This window comes from Streptomyces sp. NPDC014006, assembly GCF_043088925.1.
Taxonomy (GTDB): domain Bacteria; phylum Actinomycetota; class Actinomycetes; order Streptomycetales; family Streptomycetaceae; genus Streptomyces.
Genome location: NZ_JBICAJ010000001.1, coordinates 58,440 through 76,565 on the forward strand (window position 1 = coordinate 58,440; position 18,126 = coordinate 76,565).

Sequence of the window (18,126 nt, forward strand, 5' to 3'; positions counted from 1 at the left end):
CCCTCTCTTCGGGTTTCGAGTTTCGTATCGCGCAATAACTTGCCCTATGGGCAACGAAGGGAACCGTCGCCGGAGGGTCCCTGTCAAGACGTACGACACACCCACACGACGGCCGTCCGATTGTGGTGGGCCGCCCCATGTCGGCCCGACGGCCCGGCTCTTACCGTCCCTGCCCATGACTGTGACCAGAGCCGCACACCGTATCGCCGCCCTCCTGGCGACCTTGCTGGTCGCCCTGGGCCTCACCTCCCTCACCCCCGGCCGGGCCGCCGCGGCGCCGGGCCTGCAGGAAGTCACCGGCTTCGGCTCCAACCCCGGCAACCTGCGCATGTTCCGCTACGACCCCGACGGACTCCCCGCCGGGCGGCCCGTCGTCGTCGCGCTGCACGGATGCACCCAGGACGCCGCCGGGTACGGCACCGGCAGCGGGTGGCTCCAACTGGCCGACCGGTACCGCTTCTCCGTCGTGCTGCCACAGCAGCAGAGCGGCAACAACCCCTCCAGCTGCTTCGACTGGTTCCAGACCGGCGACATCCAGCGCGGTCAGGGCGAGGCCGCGTCCATCGCCCAGATGGTCGACCGGCAACTCGCCGACACCGGGGGAGACCCGGCGCGGGTGTACGTCACCGGGCTGTCCGCCGGCGGTGGCATGACCGCCGTGATGATGGCGGCCTACCCCGAGAAGTTCGCCGGTGGCGGTGTGGTCGCCGGCTTGCCGTACGGGTGTGCGCAGGCCGCCGGTTCGCCGTATGTCTGCATGTACGTCGGCGCCACGCAGACCCCGCGGCAGTGGGGCGACCGGGTGCGTGCCGCCCGGCCCGGGTACGGCGGGCCGTGGCCCACGCTCACCGTCTTCCAGGGCACCGCCGACTACACCGTCAAGCCCGTCAACATGACCGACCTGATCGAGCAGTGGACCGATGTGCAGGGCGCCGACCAGGCCGCCGACGTCTCCGACACCGTCGCCGGGTATCCGCACCAGGTGTACCGGGACGGCGCCGGACGGGCCGTCGTCGAGACCTACAGCATCATCGGCATGGGACACGGCCAGCCCGTCGACCCCGCCACCGGCTGCGGGAGCGCCGGCGCGTATCTGCTCGACGTCAAGCTGTGCGCCGGTTACCGCCTCGCGCTCACCTGGGGGCTGACGGCCGGGTGAGCACCGTCGCCGACCCGGGGGCGAACCGCACGTGGTGCCGCCAGGCGACGAGGGCGACGGTGGCCGGGGCCGCCGCCGCCCCGCCTGCCCGGCCGGACTTCATCCCCGGCGCCTTCGCCACCTCGCCTCTCCGGCCGGTCCCCGCCGCCGCCCCGTCCCTCACACCGGCCTCCGGGTCTGGTGGGTCAGGGCGAGGAGGAGGGCCAGGGCTGCGGCTGTCACCGGTACGCCGTAGCCGGCTGTCGGGGAGAGGTGTTCCACCATCCAGCCTCCCGTGGCGCTGCCGCAGGCGATGCCGCCGAGGAGGCCCGTCACGGCGAGGGTCATGCCCTCGTTGATGCGGCCCTCGGGGGTGCGTTCCTGGACCAGCGTCATCGTGGTGATCATCGTCGGCGCGGTGGCCGTCCCGGCGATCAGCAGCGCCGGCGCGAGGACCAGCAGGGAACCCGTCAGGGACGCCGCCAGCAGAGGCAGCGTCAGCAGGGCCGCCATCGCCACCAGACACCACGGATGGCGCCATTCGGCCGGCCCGGACGGGCGTACGGCACCGAAGACGAGGCCCGCCACACAGGAACCGGCCGCCTGCAGGGCGAGGACCACACCCGCCGCCGCCCGGTGCCCGTGTGCGTCCGCGAACGCGATCGTGACGACCTCCGTCGCCCCGAACACCGCGCCCAGCGCCAGGCACACGGCCAGCAACGGCGGCAGTCCGGGAGTGCGCAGCGGTGAGGCGAGGGTCGTACGGGGATGCGGCGGCGGCTCCGTCGAGCGCTGCGCGGCGAACAGCAGCACGCCGGCGACCAGCAGGGCCGCGCCGACCAGCGTGCCCGCCTCGGGGAAGAACGTCCCGCACAGGAACGCCGCCAGCACCGGCCCGAGCATGAAACAGAGCTCGTCCGCCGACTGTTCGAAGGAGTTCGCCGTGTGCAGGGCCTCCGGCTCCCCCTTCAGCAGGTGCGCCCAGCGGGCGCGGGACATGCCTCCGGTGTTGGGCGTGGTCGCGGTCGCGGCATACGCGGCGAACAGCGTCCAGTCGGGCGCGCCGGTGCGCACGCACAGCAGCAGCGTCAGGCTGCCCAGCGCCGCGAACAGGGTGGCGGGGACGGCGACCCGGGCCTGCCCGTGGCGGTCGACCAGGCGCGCGATGCGCGGCGCGAGCACCGCGGTCGCCGCGAGCCCGGTGGCGGTGACGGCACCGGCCAGCGCGTACGACCCACGGGTCCCGGCGATCATCACGACCGCGCTCACACTGAACATGCCCATGGGCAGGCGGGCCAGGAGGTTCCCGAGTGTGAACGCGAGCGCGCCTCGGCGGGCGAAGAGACGGCGATAGGGGCCGGGCGGGCGGTCACGCGTGCGGGACGTGAAGTCGACGAGGACGACGGTGTCGGCGGTCAGGGTGGGCAGGGGCGCGGGCGGCGGGGAGGTATGCGGCATGCGGCCAGGCTGACGCGGCAGGGAGCGAGGGGTCCAACACCTGATCATCACCGATTCACGCACCCACGTTGTCAATCCGGTCCGTTGTCAATCCGGTCCGCGATCGAACCGGCCCGCGGTGGAACCGGTCCGCGGCGGAACCGGCCGTGGTGGAAGCCGGTCGTGATCCAGGCACCCGCGTTGTAGGTTCGCCGGATGCCGTCCCCGTCCTCCGTCGACCCCCGCCTGCTGCGCGCCTTCGTCGCCGTCGCCGAGGAGTTGCACTTCACCCGCGCCGCCACCCGGCTGTACATCGCCCAGCAGGCGCTCAGCCGGGACGTGCGGCGGCTGGAGCGGGACCTGGGCACGGAGCTGTTCCTGCGCACCACCCGGCAGGTCGCGCTGACGCCCGACGGCGAACGGCTGCTGCCGCTGGCCCGTCGGGTGCTCCAGGCGCAGGACGACCTGCTCGCCGCGTTCGGGCAGGCTCGCCCCCTGCTCGTCGACCTCAACTCACCCGGCCTGGGCACCGGCCGCCGCGTCCTGGAGCGGGCCCGCGCCCTCGCCCCGGACTGTGAACTGATGGCCCGCTACGAGAGCGGTCTGACCGGCGCCGCCGCCGAGATGATCGCCGGCCGCCTCGACGCGTCGTTCGGCCGCTTCGCCGGCCTGGACCCGGCGCTGCGGGCCGCCCTGGACCACCAGCCGGTGCGCCACGAGCCGATGGCCGTCATCCTCCCCGAGGCGCATCCGCTGGCCGCGCGCGAGGTGGTCCCGCTGGCGGCGCTGGCGGGGGAGACGGTGTACGCCGGTGCCGGCAACCCGCGCACGCCGGAATGGACCGATCTCGCCGGCCTGCTGTTCGAGGGGCGGGGCATCCGGATCGCGCCACCGGCTCCCCTGGCCGTCGGGGAGGAGGAGTTCCAGCGGCTGATGGCCAAAACCGGCCATCCCGTCCTCGCCGTCGTCGGCTTTCCCGCCCTGCCCGGCACGGTGGTGCGGCCGCTCGTCGACCCGGTGCCGCTGTCGCCGGTGTCCCTGGTGTGGCGACGCGGGCTCACCCATCCCGCGCTCGACGCCCTGCGCAGCGCGGCCGCCCGGCTCACGGCCGAGGAGGGCTGGCTGCGCCGGCCGCCCGATGGATGGATTCCGGCCGTCGACGACGTCACAGGGATGTCTCACGACTGACACATGTCCGCTGTGGATACTCGTGCCGGAGCCTGCCTCGAGGCTCACCCGAGGACCCACGGCGGCGGCACCGCCGTAAGCGGTCCGGGCCTGTCGGCCAAGGCGGTAAGCGCGTCCAGCCACCCGCTGGTTCCGGACGTTCAATGTCCGATGCGTGTTGTTTCCCACCCTGCGGGTGTGCGTGGGATTCGAAAATGTCGCTGATAACTTGTGAAGCCTGGTGCCACGACCGCTCAGCTCACCGCGCGAGCGAGGGCGAGTGCGGAGGGGAGACGCAAGCGTGACCGATGCGTCGCAAGGGGAGGACCGGCCCCGCGGGGAGGGACCCGTCGAGCAGCCGCTCGATGCTCAGACGACCATGCAGCTCAGACTCGGCGCCGTACCGGCGGACGAGACCATGCAACTGCGAATACCTCCGGCCGCGGAGCGCTCCGAGGAGCCTGCCGCGGGCGGTGGCCGCGCCGAGCGCCGGCGTACCGCCCGCCGCTCGACGACGGAACGCGCCATGACGGGGGCGGCGAACCTGCTCGCGCCCCTCACGCCCCACGCGCGCCGCCTGCTCGCCCTGTCGGCCCCCTACGCGCGTCGCATCAAGCCCGTCTACCCGCGCCCCGGCCGGACCGGATGGCGGCGGTGGCTGCCCTCCTGGCGTCAGTGGCTCGGTGCCACCCTGACCTCGTTCGTCCTGCTCTGCGGCTTCCTCGTGACCGCCTACGCGCTCACCGACATACCGGACGACCTCAACTCGTACGCGACACAGCAGGACAACGTCTACTTCTGGTCCGACGGCACGCCCATGGCCCGCACGGGCTGGGTGCAGCGCCAGGAGATGCCGCTGAAGGACATACCCGAGGACGTCCGCTGGGCGGTGCTGGCGGCGGAGAACCAGAGCTTCTACTCGGACCCGGGCGTCTCCGTCACCGGCATCACGCGGGCGCTGTGGCGCACGGTGGGCCAGGGCGACACCGAGGGCGGTTCCACCATCACCCAGCAGTACGTCAAGAACGTCTATCTCACCCAGAACCAGACGGTGAGCCGCAAGTTCACCGAGGCGATGATCGCCCTCAAGCTCGACAACAAGATGAGCAAGGACGACATCCTGGAGGGGTACCTCAACACCAGCTGGTTCGGCCGGGGCACCTACGGCATCCAGCGCGCCGCCCAGGCGTACTACGGCAAGGACGTCAGCAAGCTCAACGCCTCCGAAGCGGCCATGCTCGCCTCGCTGCTGAAGGGCGCCGGTCTGTACGACCCCACGCTCGGCAAGGCCAACCACCAGCGCGCCGTCGAGCGCTGGAACTGGATCCTCGACCGCATGGTCAAGATCGGCAAGCTGTCCCCGCAGGAACGCGCGAAGTACACGGTGTTCCCCGACCCGCTCAAGACCAACCCGCTGTACGACACCGGTGAGCAGAGCGACTACCTGGTGGAGCTCGCCTCGCAGTACGCCAAGAAGGCCGGGCACCTGACGGACAAGGAATTCGACCTCGGCGGCTACCAGATCTACACGACCTTCGACCGCAAGCGGGAGAAGGCGCTCACCGACGCCGTCACCCAGGCCCGCAAGAAGGCGCAGAAGGACCATCCGGAGGCCGCCAGGACCGGGCACTACGGCGCCGCCTCGGTCGGCGCCGACGGCCGGATCCTCGCGGTCTACGGCGGCCCGGACCACCGCAAGCAGGGCTACAACGAGTCCAACGCGACCACCGTCCCGGCCGGCACCGCGTTCCTGCCCTTCGTCTACGCCGCCGGCCTCGAACACGGCGTGCGCACCACGCGCAGCGGCCCCGTCACTCCCGTCACGCCGGAGACGGTCTACGACGGCGACGACGGCATCCCGGTCACCACCCCCGAAGGCCCCTACTGGGACCGCAGCGGCAAGAAGGTCGCCGCGCACAACGACGGCGGGAAGTCCTACGGGAGGATCACCCTGCGTCAGGCGCTCGCCCGGTCCGTCAACACGCCGTTCATGCAGCTGGGCATGGACACCGGCCTGGACAAGGTGAGCGCGACCGCCGAGGCTTCCGGACTGCTGCCCTCCAGCATCGGCCCGCACGTGCCCGACCTGTCGCTGGGCAGCTCCACGCCGAGTGCGATCCGGATGGCGAGCGGTTACGCCACCTTCGCCGCCGGGGGCAGTCATACCGAGCCGTACTCGGTGCGCCGGATCACCCGCAACGGCGCACCGGTCGCCCTGCTCGTCCCGAGAGCGGCCCGTGCCGTCGGCGCGCAGGTGGCCGAGGAGGTCACCGAGGCGCTCACCGACGCCTTCCGCACCGCTCACCCGGACGAGGCCGCCCGCCACCCCGGGGTGGCGGGCAAGGCCGGCACGGCGCGCAAGGCCGGTGCCGGAGGCGCATCCGCAACCGCCGGGCAGGACACCGCCGCCTGGTACGCCGGCACCGCCGATTCCGTGTCGACGGCGGTGGTCGTCTACCGCCTGGACCTGGCGAAGTCCCTGGAGCCGCTGCCCCTGGACGGACTGGCCGGAACGACCGTCGACAACGTGCCGTACAACCTCTGGTCGGCCGCGATGGGTCTTGGCTGACGAACCGACCCGCACCGCCCTCGTCCTTTTCGGAGATTGAGCCGCCCATGCCTCGCATGAAGTCACCTACGGGCCGCCGTCGAGCAGCCGCTCGCTGGCGCCTGCCTGCCGCCACCCGCCCGCAGATCCTGACGCTGGCCGCGTTCATCGTCGTCGTCTCCCTCCTGGCGGGTTATCTGGCCCTGGCCCGCGCGGACGACAGTGGGTCGGCCGCCACCGGCGGCACGCAGGACAAGGCCGTCGCCCCGCAGCCCAGCGCGACCTCCTGGGACGGCAAGACCAAGGTCCTCGGCGACGGGTCCACCTCCTACACCGGCCCGCAGAAGGGCCAGCTGAAGCCCGAGCCGCTCAAACCCGGCGAGAAACCGCCCCAGTTCGTCGTCTTCTCCTGGGACGGCGCCCTGGAAGGAAGCGACCACCTCTTCTCCCACTACCGGGAACTGGCCAAGCGGTACGACGCCCACATGACCTTCTTCCTCACCGGCATCTACCTGCTGCCCAAAAGCAAGAAGTCCCTCTACCACGGGCCGATGCACTCGCCGGGCGACGCCGCGATCGACTACGCCACCGACGACCACATCCGCACCACCCTGGAGCAGCTCCGCCTCGCCTACGAGGACGGCAACGAGATCGGCACCCACTTCAACGGTCACTTCTGCGAGACCAAAGGCGGCGGCGACTGGAGCGTCGAGCAGTGGAAGAGCGAGATCGACCAGTTCTTCTCCTTCGTTGAGAACTGGAAGACCAACACCGGCTTCACGGACGTGCCGCCGCTCCCCTTCGACTTCAAGCAGGAGGTCACCGGCGGCCGCGCCCCCTGCCTGGAGGGCCAGGCGAACCTGCTGAAGGCCATCAAGAGCTACGGCTGGCGCTACGACGCCAGCTCCCCGGGCGACTTCCAGATATGGCCGTCCAAGAAGAACGGCATATGGGACTTCCCGCTGCAGATGCTCCCGTACGAGAACGGCAAGTACCAGGGCCTGTCGATGGACTTCAACTTCCTCTACAACCAGTCCGGGGGCGAGACCCACGGTGACGCGGCCAAGTACCCGCAGTGGCAGCAGCAGACCGTCGACTCCTACCTGGCCGGCTTCAACCGGGTCTACTACGGCAGCCGGGCACCCCTGTTCATCGGCAACCACTTCGAGGACTGGAACGGCGGCATCTACATGAAGGCCATCGACCAGGTGGTCGAGCACGTCTGCACCCAGAAGGACGTGAAGTGCGTGTCCTTCAAGGAACTCTCCGACTGGATGGACGTCCAGAAGCCGCAGACCCTGGCCGCGCTGCGCAGCCTCGATCCGGCGCAGTCCCCGGACTGGTCCGCGGTCGTCAAGTGACGCGCCCTTCGGGCGGGTTCCACTTCCGTAACCCTCTTCACATTCGCTGCACATGTCATGCGAAGATGCCCCTCCCCGGTAGGTGTACCGGCGTAGAGGGGAAACATCATTGAAATCGAGAAGACTGAGCCGTAAGCGGCGCCGCGCGACCATAGTCACGGCCGCGGCTGCCTCGGTCGTGGCGGGCGTGGCCCTGCTGCCCAACTGGAGTGCGGGGGCGGCCGTCACCGACGACCCGACGGTCGACGCAGCCACCAAGGCCACCTTCCAGCGGCTGGCCGACGCGGTCTTCACCGACCGTACGCAGGCGCTCGTGGACGGCAAGGGCAGCACGGGGACGCGGCACACGACCAGGTTCTCCGGATCCGTGCGCATGTCCGGAGGGCAGACGCGCCAGCAGGACTCCGCGCTCGACCAGCTGCGTGGCCGCAAGTCCCGCCTCGCCCAGCTGGGTGAGAAGTACAGCGCGGCCAGCACCAGCGTCACGCTCGACGCGACCGAGGTCCACGGCCGGCGCGCCAAGGTGGCCGTCACCGAGACCACGAGCCTGACCTACAGCAAGCAGACGGGCAAGGAACCGAAGACCACCGGATTCCAGGCCCATCACGAGCTGACCTTCCAGGCCGACCGTCACGGTGTGTGGCAGCTGACCGGCATCCGCGACACGGACGACGGCTACCTGGCCGTGAACCAGGTCGTCACGCCGTCCGTCGCCAAGGCGAACACCGCCACCGCGGACGACGGCCCGCCCTCGGCGACCCGCGCGAGCACCAGCTGGTCCGGGCCGGCCAAGCCGAAGGACTTCTCGGCCACCGGCTACGACTACAAGGCCATGGCGGCGTACGCGGCCAAGTACTGGAAGAGCTACAACCCGGCCTACCCGGACTTCAACGGGCACGGGGCCGGCGGCGACTGCACCAACTTCGTCAGCCAGTCCCTGAAGGCGGGTGGCTGGAAGCACGTCCCCGGCTACACCGACGACTGGCACAAGTGGTTCGGCACCGCCGACATCCAGTCCGACTCGTTCGTCGGCGTCAACGAGTTCTCCTGGTTCGCCCTGTCCTCCAAGCGCGTCACCAGCCTCGCCAACGTCTACCAGCTGGACGTCGGCGACGTCCTGCAGATGGACTTCAACCGGGACGGGTCCAAGGATCACTCGATGATCGTCACCTACCGCGACCGCTATGGCGTGCCGTATGTGACGTACCACTCCACCAACACCTACAACAGGTCGGTGGCCAGCCTGGTCGCCTCCTACCCCACCGCGTACTTCTACGCCTACCGCACCTGATCCGGCTCCCGCGGCTCCTCCCTGCCGCCCCCGTGACGACGGTCCCGCAGAGGGACGTCGGCTCGCGGCAGGGAGGAGACCCACGGCACAGGGACCTTCGCCGGCGACGGGGCCCTCACCTCCGCCCCCGCCCCCGAGTGAGAGCAACGTTCCCTCCCGGTCACCCACAGCCACAGCGCGGAAACGCGCCCTCCCTAGCGTCGGGACCCGGCCACCCGCAAGGCCGCCGTGGACCGAGCCCGTCGCACCGTGGAGGCGTCATGACAGCCCCAAGCTCCGCTCCCGCCCCCGGCAGGGGCGGCCGCTGGATCCGGCAGTGGGATCCGGAGGACGAGACCTTCTGGAAGCAGACCGGAGAGAAGATCGCCCGCCGGAACCTGCTGTTCTCCGTCTTGTCCGAGCACATCGGTTTCTCCGTGTGGACCATGTGGTCCGTGCTGGTGCTCTTCATGGGGCCGCAGTACGGGCTGACCCCCGCCGACAAGTTCCTGCTGACCTCGATGGTCACGCTGGTCGGCGCGGTCGTCCGGGTGCCCTACACCTTCGCCGTCGCCTTGTTCGGCGGACGGAACTGGACCGTGATCTCCGCCGGTCTGCTGCTCGTGCCGAGCATCGCCGCGTTCGTCGTCATGGAGCCGGGAACCTCGTTCTCCACCTTCCTCCTGGTCGGCCTCCTCGCCGGTGTCGGCGGCGGCAACTTCGCCTCCTCCATGACCAACATCAACGCCTTCTTCCCGCTGCGGAAGAAGGGCTGGGCCCTCGGGCTCAACGCGGGCGGCGGCAACATCGGCGTGCCCGTCATCCAGCTCGTCACCCTCGCCATCATCGGCGCGGGCGGCGGACCACGCGTACTGCTCGGGATCTACATCCCGCTGATCGTCCTCGCCGCCGGCCTCGCCGCGTGGAAGATGGACAACCTGGAGAACGTCCGCAACGACACCGGCGCCGCCAAGGACGCAGCCCGGGACGCCCACACCTGGATCATGTCCCTGCTCTACATCGGCACCTTCGGCTCGTTCATCGGCTACTCCTTCGCCTTCGGGCAGGTGCTCACCAACCAGTTCGGGCGTACGCCGCTGGAGGCCGCCTACGTCACGTTCCTCGGTCCGCTGCTCGGCTCCCTGATCCGCCCGCTCGGCGGCCGCCTCGCCGACCGGTACGGCGGAGCGCGCATCACCCTCGCCAACTACGTCGCCATGGGCGCCGCGACCGCCGTGCTGATCTTCGCCTCGATGCAGAAGTCGCTGGCGCTGTTCACCGGTGCGTTCGTGGTCCTGTTCGTGCTCACCGGGCTCGGCAACGGCTCAACCTTCAAGATGATCCCCGGCATCTTCCAGGCCAAGGCGCAGGCCAAGGGCCTCACCGGCGAGGCGGCGGCCTCCTACGGGCGGCGGCTGTCCGGGGCGTCCATGGGGCTCATCGGGGCCGTCGGCGCCCTGGGCGGGGTCGGCATCAACCTCGCCTTCCGGCAGTCCTTCCTCTCCTACGGCTCCGGCACGGGCGCGTTCGTCGCCTTCCTCGCCTACTACGGCGTCTGTTTCGCCGTGACATGGGCCGTATACCTTCGCCGTACGGCCGCGCGCAGCGGGGCCGCAGTCGCCGCCGAGGCGGAGCCGCAGCTCACATACGCCGAGGTGTGACGCGGTATCGGTAACACCGTGGACATCAAGCCGAACCGAGCCTGTCACGCGCCGTTGACAGGCTCGGTCGGCATGCAGGTACACCGGGCCCGGGGATGCCGGCGGCAAGGGACGACTACCGAAGTGCGGGACGAGTAGCCATGGACGAACAGCTTCAGCGATCGGAACACGGACCCCTGGCCGGGTTCACCGTGGGGGTGACGGCCGCGCGCCGGGCCGACGAGCTGGGCGCGCTGCTCCAGCGGCGCGGTGGAGCCGTCCTGCACGCGCCCGCCCTGCGGATCGTGCCGCTCGCCGACGACGGTGAGCTGATGGCGGCGACCAAGCAGCTGATCGGCCAGGCGCCGGACGTGGTCGTCGCCACGACCGCGATCGGGTTCCGCGGCTGGGTCGAGGCTGCCGACGGATGGGGGCTCGGCGAGCAGCTGCTGGAGCGGTTGCGGGCGGTGGAGCTGCTGGCCCGCGGACCGAAGGTGAAGGGCGCGGTGCGCGCCGCGGGGCTCACCGAGGACTGGTCGCCGTCGAGCGAGTCCATGGCCGAGGTGCTCGACCGGCTGCTCGCCGAGGGCGTCGACGGCCGCCGCATCGCCGTGCAGCTGCACGGGGAGCCGCTGCCCGGGTTCGTGGAGGCGCTGCGGGAGGGCGGGGCCGAGGTGGTGGGCGTACCGGTGTACCGGTGGATGCCGCCGGACGACCTCGCGCCCCTGGACCGGCTGCTGGACGCCGCCGTGGCTCGCGGGGTGGACGCCGTCACCTTCACCAGCGCGCCCGCCGCGGTCTCCCTGCTGAACCGGGCGGAGGAGCGCGGGCTGCTGCCGGATCTGCTGGCCGCCTTCCAGCACGACGTGCTGCCCGCCTGCGTCGGCCCGGTCACCGCGGTGCCGTTGCAGGCGCAAGGGGTGGAGACCGTGCAGCCGGAGCGCTTCCGGCTCGGGCCGCTGGTGCAGCTGCTCTGCCAGGAGCTGCCGGGCCGGGCCCGCTCGCTTCCCGTGGCCGGGCACCGGGTGGAGATCCGCGGGCACGCGGTGCTGGTCGACGGTGAGCTGCGGCCCGTACCGCCGGCCGGGATGTCCCTGTTGCGGGCCCTGTCCCGGCGGCCGGGCTGGGTGGTGGCCCGCGCCGACCTGCTGCGGGCCCTGCCGGGCGCCGGCCGCGACGAGCACGCCGTGGAGACGGCGATGGCCCGCCTGCGCACGGCGCTGGGCGCCCCCAAACTGATCCAGACGGTGGTCAAGCGCGGCTACCGCCTCGCCCTGGACCCAGCAGCCGACGCGAAGTACGCGGACGCGTAGCCCTCCGGGGGTTCGGGGGGACGTCTGTGGGCCTGCGCCGGGTGGGCAGGCCTGTGGGCCTGCGCCGGGCGGGGGTGGTGCGGGGTGGGTTTGTGGGCCTGCACCGGGCGGGGGTCGTGCAGGGTACCTCTGTGGTTCCGCGCCGTGTCCGGGGTGGTGCGGGGGTGGGTCTCCTGCCCTGGGCGGGGGAGCGGGGGTAGGTCTTCGGGCCTCGCGCCGTGCCTGCGGTGGTGCGGAGGTCCGTGGGCGAGCCTTGCCGGGCTGGGGTTGGGGCGGGTCGGTCTGTGCGCCCCGCGGCGGGCGGGAGCCGCGCGGGGTTGGGTATGCGGGCCCGCGGCGGGTGGGGCGGGCGGGGCTCTGTCTGCGGGACTCGCGCCGGGCCGGGGCGCGGCTGCCGTTCCGCCGCCGTTGGGCGGGGAGATGCGGAGGCACGTCCGCGGGCGCGCCGGGCCGACCGGGGGCACGTCCGCGGCACTCGCGCCGGGCCGGGCCTCCCGCCCCGCGGTCACCGTGATGCCGGGCGGCAGCCCGACGCCCGTCACCGTGACGCCGGGCGGCAGCCACCCCGGTCACCGTGATGCCGAGCGGCAGCCCGCCACGGTCACCGCAACGCCGGGTGGCGGGGTACGTCGGCGGCAGCCGTCGGCAGCGGTCGGCGGGCGCGTGGGAGCGCGGCGGTCAGGAAGACCGTCGCCAGTGTGGTCAGGACCGTCCTGACCACGTTCCACGTCACCCACGGGTCCTCGAAGTGCTCACGCAGCGCCGCCGGATCACCGGGGCGGGCCAGCGCGTCGTTCAGAGGGACGTTCACGACGACCGTCACCGCGAACGCGAGGACGGACGCGGCCAGCGCCGCCCACACCCGGCCACGCCCCGGCGCCGCCCGCAGCTGCCACGCGGCCAGCGCCGTCAGGGCCGGCACGCCCAGGAACAACGGGTTCTGGATGACGTCGTTGATGTCCCGCATCACCTCGACGTAGATGCGGTCGTCGCTGCGCGCCAGCGCCGGCATCACCGCGCAGGCGAAGATGAGGAAGACCCCGGCGAGCAGCCCCGAGGTGACCGCGGCCGCGCCCAGTACCGTCCCGGCGGCCGTCGACCGCGGCCTGTTGTCCGTCGTATCAGCCATGTCCTCAGTCAAGCGGCGGGCGTCGCCGCGGGACATGGCTCAGGCGCGCGAGCGCATGCGCGGGCGTCCAGGCGGTCGGAGGGCTACCCGGCGTGCCGGTGGGCAGGCACTGTGGAGGGGAGCGATTCCGCGGGGCGACCCTAGGCGGTGACAGGGACATGGCACTCGGTACGGCCACGGCACCGGACGAACTGCGTTTCGACGCCGGGCGGGTCTGTCTCGACCTGCTCGCCACGACGCACCCCGTCGAACGGCTCGGCTCCGTCGAGGTGCTGTGCGCCTGGATCACCGGCTCGGGGCTCGTCCCGTCCGGCACCCCGCTGGCCCACGCCGACCTGACCTGGCTGCGAGGCTTCCGCGAACTGCGCGAGGACCTGGGCCAGTTGGTGCGCGGCTGGCTCGCCCCCGGCCCCCTGCCGTACGACCTCGCCCTCGCCCGCGTCAACGACGCCGCCCGCACCCCGCCACCCGCTCCGCGCGCCGCACGCCTCCAGGACGGCACGCTCGTGCGGGCGTTGGCGGACGCCCCGGAGTGTGCCGCCCTGCTGGCCGCGGTCGCACGGGACGCCGTGGAACTGCTCACCGACCCCGTCGCCCGGGCGGCGCTGCGCCAGTGCGAGGGCGACAACTGCCCGATCGTCTACCTCGACACCTCCCGGGGCCGCCGGCGCCGCTGGTGCTCCAGCGAGGTGTGCGGCAACCGCGAGCGGGTGGCCCGGCACCGCCGCCGGGTCGCCTCCCGCCAACCCGGCGCCCCCGCGGGCACCCGTTTCGCCCCGTCCGCCCGAAGTGCGTCGACGCCGGCCCGAGGAGCGCCGAAGTGATCTCGGTTACACCATGTGTACCTACGCTCCCGTAGGGAAACGAGTGGCGACCTTGCTCGCGGTGGGGGAAATGTAAAGAAGGCGGGGCGGGAATGTGGGTGCATGTCCGTCCTCGTCACCCTGCCCCGCGAAAATCGTCCCCGCGTTTTGAACATCGGACGCCCCTCTTCCGTACCCGTGGTCGAGCGACCGACTGGGGGGAAGCCCCGGACACCGGAGGTGGGCGTGCGCAAGGATTCCGTCGTGGCCAATGAACGTGGATCGAGGGCCCGACATCGCGCTTCCCAGCCGTCGGAACCCGACGAGGAGCTGGTGCGCGCCCTGTATCGCGAGCACGCCGGACCCCTGCTCGCCTACGTGCTGCGCCTGGTCGCCGGAGACCGGCAGCGCGCCGAGGACGTTGTGCAGGAGACGCTCATCCGTGCCTGGAAGAACGCCGGCCAGCTCAATCGAGCGACCGGTTCGGTACGCCCCTGGCTGGTGACGGTCGCACGCCGCATCGTCATCGACGGCCACCGCAGCCGGCAGGCCCGGCCGCAGGAGGTCGATCCGTCGCCGCTGGAGGTCATCCCCGCGGAGGACGAGATCGACAAAGCGCTGTGGCTGATGACGCTGTCGGACGCGCTCGACGACCTGACCCCGGCCCACCGGGAGGTGCTCGTCGAGACGTACTTCAAAGGGCGTACCGTCAACGAGGCGGCCGAGACGCTGGGCATCCCCAGCGGCACCGTCCGCTCAAGGGTTTTCTACGCCCTGCGGTCCATGAAGCTGGCACTGGAGGAGCGGGGGGTGACGGCGTGATGAGCGGATACGGGGACATGCGAGGATTCGGCATGGAAGGCCCGGGTAACACTGGACCCATGCAGGGATCACCGGGCCCGAACGAACACGAGACCGTCGGCGCCTACGCCCTGGGGATTCTCGACGACGCCGAAGCAACCGCTTTCGAAGCCCACCTCGCCACCTGCGAATGGTGCGCCCAGCAGCTCGACGAACTCGCCGGCATGGAACCGATGCTGTCCGCGCTCGCCGACCTGCCCGGCGCCGGCACGCCCGTGATCGGCGAGTCCCTGTCGGCCAGGCCCAGCCCGCGGCTGGCGGAGAAGCTCGTCGACGAGATCGCCGAACGGCGGGCCGCCAAGCGCCGCCGCGGTTTCTACATGGTGGCCGCGGCCGCCGCGCTGATCGTCGGAGGTCCGCTGGTCGCCGTCGCCACGACCGGCTCGGACTCCGGGGGTACGACGCAGGCCGCGCCGGCGAGCCCCGCGAAGACCCTGTTCTCCACGATGGGCGACAAGGTCACGGCGCACGACGCGGCGACCGACGTCACCGGGACCGTCGGCATGGCACAGAAGGACTGGGGCACGCAGGCGGTCCTGGAACTGAAGAACGTCAAGGGTCCGCTGAAGTGCAGCCTGATCGCCGTCGGCAAGAACGGTGAGCGCGAGACCGTTTCCTCGTGGTCGGTCCCTGGGTGGGGGTACGGGATCCCGAACGCGAAGACGGAGGAGGCGAAGAATCCGCTGTACATCGGGGGCGGGGCGGCGTTCACACCGAACGAGATCGACCACTTCGAGGTGATGACGTTCGACGGGCAGAAACTGGTGCAGATCAAGGCGTGAGCCGCCGGCGGCTGCGAGGCGCGCCCTGCCTCTTCGGCACCGACAGGCGCTGCCCCTCGCCTCGCGTGGCCTCCTTCGCGTACGGTTGACGGCTGCCCAGCACGTCAGAAGGGGGCCCGGTGGCCGCTCAGGCACAGCAATCCGCGGTCGAACCGGTTCACGACTCGGTTCGGGACCGGGAGATCACCGTCGAACAGGAACACCTCGACCGGGTGTACCGGCGGCTCGAGGAGAAGATCCACGAGGCTGAGTTCCTCATGAACGACGCGGCCCGGCGCGGCCAGGTCGGCACCCCCGGCGCGCTCGCCGAGCGGGACGCGCAGGTCTTCCGGGCCGGCGTGCACCTCAACCGGCTGAACAACGAGTTCGAGGACTTCCTCTTCGGCCGGATCGACCTGCTGCTCGGCAAGGACGGCAAGAAGGGGCCCGACGGCGCGTACACCGCCGTGGAGCCCGCCGACGGCGCCGTGCGGCCCGACAACACCGCCGACATCGCCGAGACGCTGCACATCGGCCGGATCGGCGTTCTCGACCAGGACTACGCGCCGCTGGTCATCGACTGGCGGGCGCCCGCCGCCGCGCCGTTCTACCGGTCCACGCCGGTGGACCCGGGGCGGGTCGTACGGCGCCGGGTCATCCGCTCCAAGGGCCGCCGGGTCCTCGGCGTCGAGGACGACCTCATGCGGCCGCAGCTGACGGCGTTCCTCGACGGGCACGAGCTGCCGGTCATCGGCGACGGCGCGCTGATGGCGGCGCTCGGGCAGGCCCGCACCCACACCATGCGGGACATCGTGGCGTCCATCCAGGCCGAGCAGGACATGGTGATCCGCGCGCCCGCCGCGTCCGTGACGTACGTCGAGGGCGGGCCGGGCACGGGGAAGACGGCGGTCGCGCTGCACCGCGCCGCCTACCTGCTCTACCAGGACCGCCGCCGCTACGCGGGCGGCATCCTGATCGTCTCGCCGACCCCGCTGCTCGTCGCCTACACCGAGGGCGTGCTGCCCTCGCTGGGCGAGGAGGGCCAGGTCGCCATCCGCGCGATCGGCTCCCTGGTCGACGGGGCCGAGGCCACGGTGTACGACTCCCCGGCCACCGCCCGCGCCAAGGGCTCCAGCCGCATGCTGAAGGTGCTGCGCAAGGCCGCCCGGGGCGCGCTGGAGGGGCCCGACACCCCGACCCGGCTGCGGGTCGTCGCCTTCGGCCGGCGCCTGGAGCTCGAGTCGGGGCAGCTGGACGCGATCCGCCGCAACGCCCTCGGCGGTACGGCCCCGGTGAACCTGCTGCGCCCGCGCGCCCGCAAGCTGCTGCTGGACGCCCTGTGGGAGCAGTCCGGTGCCGCGGGCCGGCACACCGACCCCGAGCTGGCCGCCGAACTGCGCTCCTCCTTCGACGACGACGTCAGCACCGAGGACTCCTTCCTGCAGTTCCTGGACGCCTGGTGGCCCGAGCTGACCCCGCGCGGCGTCCTCGCGGCGATGGCCGACGAGAAGCGGCTCGGGCGCTGGGCGCGCCGCGTCCTGAACCCGGGCGAGGTCCGCAAGGTCGCCCGCTCGCTCAGACGCGACGGGTACTCCGTGCACGACATCGCGCTGCTGGACGAGTTGCAGGCGATCCTCGGCACCCCGGTGCGTCCGAAGAAGAAGCGCGAGCTCGACCCGCTGGACCACCTCACCGGTCTGGAAGAGCTGATGCCGGTGCGGGAGGAGTCGCAGCGCGAGCGCGCGGAGCGGCTGGCCGCCGAGCGCGTCGAGTACGCCCATGTGATCGTCGACGAGGCGCAGGACCTCACGCCGATGCAGTGGCGCATGGTCGGCCGCCGCGGCCGGCACGCCACCTGGACGGTCGTCGGCGACCCGGCCCAGTCCTCCTGGTCCGACGTCGACGAGGCCGCCGCGGCCCGCGACGAGGCCCTCGGCACCCGCCCGCGCCGCCGCTTCCAGCTCACGGTGAACTACCGCAACCCGGCGGAGATCGCCGAGCTGGCCGCGAAGGTGCTGGCGCTGGCCATGCCCGGCTCCACGGCCCCGTCGGCGGTGCGTTCCACCGGCGTGCAGCCCCGGTTCGCGGTCGCGGCGGAGTCGCTGGAGAAGGCCGTGCGGGCCGAGGCCGAGCGGCTGCTCGGCGCGGTGGACGGCACGGTCGGCGTCGTCGTCGCGATGCAGCGCCGCGAGGAGGCCCGGCGGTGGCTGGCCGGGCTCGGCGACCGGGTCGTGGCCCTCGGCAGCCTGGAGGCCAAGGGCCTGGAGTACGACGCGACGGTCGTCGTCTCGCCCGCGGAGATCGCCGACGAGAGCCCGGCGGGGTTGCGGGTGCTGTACGTCGCGCTGACCCGGGCCACGCAGCAGTTGACGGTGGTTTCGGCGGAGCGGGACGAGGCGGATGGGCTGGGGGTGCCGGATCTGCTGCGGGACTGATGCCTTGCAGCGCCGGCTTGTGGTTCGTCTGTCGGTGCGTTGTGGCTGGTCGCGGTTGCCTGCGGCGGCCTGCGCGGGGTGCGTTGTGGCTGGTCGCGCCGTTCCCCGCGCCCCTTTGATGCCTGCGGCGGCCCGTTGCGGTGCGTCGTGGCGTGTCACCCCGTCCCCTTCCCGCCGTCGGCGGCTGCGGGCCGTCGCCCTGTCCGTCTCGGGAGCGGCGGGCGGAGCGCGTTTCGTGCAGGGGGAATTGTCTTCGTCGATCC

The 18,126-nt window shown here is 71.9% G+C and carries 13 protein-coding genes; 11 read left to right on the forward strand and 2 right to left on the reverse strand.

Translation table 11 applies throughout. From position 1 onward, the window contains the following. Window positions 1–175 precede the first annotated feature (175 nt). Window positions 176–1,159, forward strand: a complete 984-nt coding sequence (locus ACF1GV_RS00240) for an alpha/beta hydrolase family esterase (protein WP_391676527.1) — start codon at window positions 176–178, stop codon at window positions 1,157–1,159. Between the two features lie 159 nt (window positions 1,160–1,318). Here ACF1GV_RS00240 and ACF1GV_RS00245 read toward each other — a convergent pair whose 3' ends face one another. Beyond that, entirely contained in the window at window positions 1,319–2,596 is a 1,278-nt protein-coding gene (locus tag ACF1GV_RS00245) for an MFS transporter (protein ID WP_391676529.1), read from the reverse strand. A 195-nt stretch (window positions 2,597–2,791) separates the two neighbouring features. Here ACF1GV_RS00245 and ACF1GV_RS00250 point away from each other — a divergent pair, with 195 nt between their 5' ends. From ACF1GV_RS00250 to ACF1GV_RS00275, 6 genes are all read left to right on the forward strand, one after another. Then, the gene (locus tag ACF1GV_RS00250; protein WP_391676530.1) at window positions 2,792–3,763 is read left to right on the forward strand and encodes a LysR family transcriptional regulator; all 972 of its coding nucleotides are present in this window, start codon (window positions 2,792–2,794) and stop codon (window positions 3,761–3,763) included. 358 nt (window positions 3,764–4,121) lie between these two features. Next, window positions 4,122–6,311 carry a transglycosylase domain-containing protein gene (locus tag ACF1GV_RS00255; RefSeq protein ID WP_391678414.1) on the forward strand — a complete coding sequence of 730 codons (2,190 nt, stop codon included), beginning with the start codon at window positions 4,122–4,124 and terminating at the stop codon, window positions 6,309–6,311. 56 nt (window positions 6,312–6,367) lie between these two features. Further along, window positions 6,368–7,651 carry a hypothetical protein gene (locus tag ACF1GV_RS00260; protein WP_391678416.1) on the forward strand — a complete coding sequence of 428 codons (1,284 nt, stop codon included), beginning with the start codon at window positions 6,368–6,370 and terminating at the stop codon, window positions 7,649–7,651. 151 nt (window positions 7,652–7,802) lie between these two features. Next, the gene (locus ACF1GV_RS00265; RefSeq protein ID WP_391678417.1) at window positions 7,803–8,942 is read left to right on the forward strand and encodes an amidase domain-containing protein; all 1,140 of its coding nucleotides are present in this window, start codon (window positions 7,803–7,805) and stop codon (window positions 8,940–8,942) included. A gap of 260 nt (window positions 8,943–9,202) precedes the next feature. Next, complete coding sequence (locus ACF1GV_RS00270) at window positions 9,203–10,582, forward strand: MFS transporter (protein WP_391676531.1); 1,380 nt, start codon at window positions 9,203–9,205, stop codon at window positions 10,580–10,582. Between the two features lie 140 nt (window positions 10,583–10,722). Further along, window positions 10,723–11,874, forward strand: a complete 1,152-nt coding sequence (locus tag ACF1GV_RS00275; RefSeq protein WP_391676533.1) for a uroporphyrinogen-III synthase — start codon at window positions 10,723–10,725, stop codon at window positions 11,872–11,874. A gap of 601 nt (window positions 11,875–12,475) precedes the next feature. Here the strand turns inward: ACF1GV_RS00275 and ACF1GV_RS00280 are convergent. After that, window positions 12,476–13,003 (reverse strand): DUF1772 domain-containing protein, encoded by a 528-nt coding sequence (locus ACF1GV_RS00280; RefSeq protein WP_391676534.1) that lies wholly within the window; start codon window positions 13,001–13,003, stop codon window positions 12,476–12,478. Window positions 13,004–13,161: 158 nt separating this feature from the next. Here ACF1GV_RS00280 and ACF1GV_RS00285 point away from each other — a divergent pair, with 158 nt between their 5' ends. The 4 genes from ACF1GV_RS00285 to ACF1GV_RS00300 all read left to right on the forward strand — a co-directional run bounded on the left by ACF1GV_RS00285 (window position 13,162) and on the right by ACF1GV_RS00300 (window position 17,863). Further along, window positions 13,162–13,827 carry a CGNR zinc finger domain-containing protein gene (locus ACF1GV_RS00285; protein WP_391676536.1) on the forward strand — a complete coding sequence of 222 codons (666 nt, stop codon included), beginning with the start codon at window positions 13,162–13,164 and terminating at the stop codon, window positions 13,825–13,827. Between the two features lie 219 nt (window positions 13,828–14,046). Beyond that, window positions 14,047–14,628 carry a sigma-70 family RNA polymerase sigma factor gene (locus ACF1GV_RS00290; RefSeq protein WP_103784269.1) on the forward strand — a complete coding sequence of 194 codons (582 nt, stop codon included), beginning with the start codon at window positions 14,047–14,049 and terminating at the stop codon, window positions 14,626–14,628. Continuing rightward, window positions 14,628–15,449, forward strand: a complete 822-nt coding sequence (locus ACF1GV_RS00295) for an anti-sigma factor family protein (RefSeq protein WP_391676538.1) — start codon at window positions 14,628–14,630, stop codon at window positions 15,447–15,449. Before ACF1GV_RS00290 ends, ACF1GV_RS00295 begins: the two co-directional genes overlap by 1 nt. A gap of 119 nt (window positions 15,450–15,568) precedes the next feature. After that, entirely contained in the window at window positions 15,569–17,863 is a 2,295-nt protein-coding gene (locus ACF1GV_RS00300) for a HelD family protein (protein ID WP_391676540.1), read from the forward strand. The last annotated feature ends 263 nt before the right edge of the window (window positions 17,864–18,126 follow it).

What these genes read in the sequence shown, in the direction of transcription:
- ACF1GV_RS00240 (WP_391676527.1), top strand. Translation starts at nt 176, where the DNA reads ATGACTGTGACCAGAGCCGCACACCGTATCGCCGCCCTCCTGGCGACC.
- ACF1GV_RS00245 (WP_391676529.1), bottom strand. Translation starts at nt 2,596, where the DNA reads ATGCCGCATACCTCCCCGCCGCCCGCGCCCCTGCCCACCCTGACCGCC.
- ACF1GV_RS00250 (WP_391676530.1), top strand. Translation starts at nt 2,792, where the DNA reads ATGCCGTCCCCGTCCTCCGTCGACCCCCGCCTGCTGCGCGCCTTCGTC.
- ACF1GV_RS00255 (WP_391678414.1), top strand. Translation starts at nt 4,122, where the DNA reads ATGCAGCTCAGACTCGGCGCCGTACCGGCGGACGAGACCATGCAACTG.
- ACF1GV_RS00260 (WP_391678416.1), top strand. Translation starts at nt 6,368, where the DNA reads ATGAAGTCACCTACGGGCCGCCGTCGAGCAGCCGCTCGCTGGCGCCTG.
- ACF1GV_RS00270 (WP_391676531.1), top strand. Translation starts at nt 9,203, where the DNA reads ATGACAGCCCCAAGCTCCGCTCCCGCCCCCGGCAGGGGCGGCCGCTGG.
- ACF1GV_RS00275 (WP_391676533.1), top strand. Translation starts at nt 10,723, where the DNA reads ATGGACGAACAGCTTCAGCGATCGGAACACGGACCCCTGGCCGGGTTC.
- ACF1GV_RS00280 (WP_391676534.1), bottom strand. Translation starts at nt 13,003, where the DNA reads ATGGCTGATACGACGGACAACAGGCCGCGGTCGACGGCCGCCGGGACG.
- ACF1GV_RS00285 (WP_391676536.1), top strand. Translation starts at nt 13,162, where the DNA reads ATGGCACTCGGTACGGCCACGGCACCGGACGAACTGCGTTTCGACGCC.
- ACF1GV_RS00295 (WP_391676538.1), top strand. Translation starts at nt 14,628, where the DNA reads ATGAGCGGATACGGGGACATGCGAGGATTCGGCATGGAAGGCCCGGGT.